We start from the raw sequence: 1356 nt of genomic DNA, 5'->3' as shown, positions 1-1356 counted from the left end.
CGCAACACGACCCACCCCCACAGACAGCCAACCCGCCCCGACCGGCACACACTTACTGTCCCACGCCCAACCCAACCGACTTCGCCAGCAGAGTCACCTCACCGACTTCCTGTGCAGCATCGCGGCCGGTCGGAGTGGAGCCGGGGATGCTTCCGGCCCCCGGCGCGCCGAACGGCCCGCTCCGACGGCACCGGCCGGCGCACCCGTGCGGACCGGTTTCGTGTGACAACCACTCAGCCAGGCACCAAGCGTGACGCCATGGACACTTTGAGTGTCAGTGGTGACTCCTACGGTTACCGAGACACAGTCAATCGATGGGAGAAGAACATGACTTCGCCGAAGAAGCCACGCCGCAACTACAGCAGCGGCACCGTCGCCGGGCTCCTCACCCTGGCCCGCGGCGGCTGCTACTGGCCCGAATGCAAGGAGCCCACCGTCCGTATGGTCGAGGGCGATCCCATCCAGAACCTTCAGATCGCCCACATCCGTGCACTGGAGGACAACGGCCCCCGTGCCGAGCCCACCTGGTCGGAAGCCGAGCGCAACCATTTCTCCAACCTGATCCTGCTCTGCACCGTCCACCACAAGGTGATCGACGGCCCTCGCAGCGGGGCGTTCTCGGTCGAGTTGCTTCTCGACTGGAAGAAGGCCCGCGAGGCCGACGGGGTCGACGCGCTCGAAGGGCTCGGGGACCTCACCAAGGCCGACCTCGGCGAGCTCATCCGTGAGGCCCAGGCCGAGTTCGCCGAACGCCTCGGCCCGGCCCTCGACGAGTTCGCGAAGTCGGCCCCAGAACTCGCCTCCGTCCTCAAGCTGGCCACCTCCGAGTTCGCGGAGCTGCGCAACCACCGCGGCGGCGTTTCCGAAGACACCGCCATGCTCCTGCAGGATGCCGCCCGCTCGCTGCGCGGGCTGGAGGACAACGCCAACACGCTCAGCCGGGCGGCACGCGACCTGAAGGGTTTGGAGGACAGCGCTTGCACCCTGGCGGATGCCGCAGACGGGCTGAAGGGCCTGGAAGGCAACGCGGCGGCGCTCGCGGCGGCCGCCCAACGGCTGCGGGGCCTGGAGAGCATCGCGAGCATGCTGGCGAGCGCCGCGAACAAGCTGGGGAACCTGGAAGGCCAGTCCTGGGAACTCAAGGAAGCCTCGCAGGAAATCAAGGAAGCCGCCAGGGAGGTTCTTCGGGCGACCGAGGCCCTGAACGAGGCACGCCGCCGCAACCGGTGACGGACGCTGCCCGCTCAGCCTCCCCGGGGCGACCGAGCCCCGGGGAGGCGCTCCGGCCCGCTTTCACGCACCCGAAGACTTCGGGCCCGCTCGTCCGGGTCCTGCCGTGACCGGTCTTCCCCGAGG

General features: G+C 68.9%; 1 protein-coding gene. It reads left to right on the top strand.

From position 1 onward, the window contains the following. Positions 1-327: 327 nt before the first annotated feature. Positions 328-1230, top strand: a complete 903-nt coding sequence (locus tag ACFU7Z_RS39465; RefSeq protein WP_049653218.1) for an HNH endonuclease — start codon at positions 328-330, stop codon at positions 1228-1230. The last annotated feature ends 126 nt before the right edge of the window (positions 1231-1356 follow it).

This window comes from Kitasatospora sp. NPDC057518 (assembly GCF_042802075.1).
In the GTDB taxonomy this organism is placed as follows: Bacteria; Actinomycetota; Actinomycetes; order Streptomycetales; family Streptomycetaceae; genus Kitasatospora.
The sequence above is the reverse complement of the archived record's forward strand: the minus strand, read 5'-3'. Positions and strand labels throughout refer to the sequence as shown.